This window comes from Achromobacter sp. SIMBA_011 (assembly GCF_046535435.1).
Lineage (GTDB): Bacteria > Pseudomonadota > Gammaproteobacteria > Burkholderiales > Burkholderiaceae_B > Achromobacter > Achromobacter dolens.
In genome coordinates this window covers 1-231 of the sequence record NZ_JAWRWN010001312.1, presented here as the reverse complement: position 1 = coordinate 231, position 231 = coordinate 1, and the positions used below count along the sequence as shown (strand labels likewise).

General features: G+C 73.6%; 1 pseudogene. It reads right to left on the bottom strand.

Annotation, left to right across the window (positions count from 1 at the left end):
• Window positions 1-197 (bottom strand): annotated as a pseudogene (locus tag SB816_RS35325) (TlpA family protein disulfide reductase); the annotation flags it as partial.
• Window positions 198-231 lie beyond the last annotated feature (34 nt).

Below are 231 nucleotides of genomic sequence, written 5' to 3'. Positions count from 1 at the left end.
GTCAGCGCCGCGGCCCACAGCTGCTCGACCGGGCTGCCGGACGGAGCCGGCGCGGCCGATGAGCCCGATGTGGCCGATGTGGCGGCCGCCACACCGTCGTCGGCGCTGCCGCCGCGGAACCAATGGCCGGCGGCGAGCCCGCCGCCGATCGCCGCGGCCGCGACGAGCGCCACCGCCAACATGCGTTTCATCATCATCGTGGAATAATTCCGGTTCGGAAGGCGCGTCGCC